1 pseudogene is annotated in these 235 nt (G+C 60.9%); it reads right to left on the bottom strand.

From position 1 onward, the window contains the following. A pseudogene (locus RTW80_RS30885) lies at positions 1-235 on the bottom strand (hypothetical protein); the annotation flags it as partial.

Raw genomic sequence — 235 nt, forward strand, 5'->3', positions numbered from 1 at the left:
ATCACCAGGGTGTAGACAATCTGCGGCGCCGGGCCGAAGAAATACCATATCGCCGCGCTCAGCAGGGCAATACCGACGACCACCGGCACAAAAATGGCGGAGATTTTATCGGCAAGCTGACCAATCTCCGGCTTACTGCTCTGCGCCTGGCGGACCATGCGAATGATGCGTGACAGCGTGGTATGGCTCCCGACCGCGCTGGCGCGGAACAGTACGCTGCCGTCCTGTACCACCG

Origin of the sequence: Escherichia sp. AM3 (genome assembly GCF_032029835.1) — a bacterium.
GTDB lineage: Bacteria > Pseudomonadota > Gammaproteobacteria > Enterobacterales > Enterobacteriaceae > Escherichia > Escherichia coli.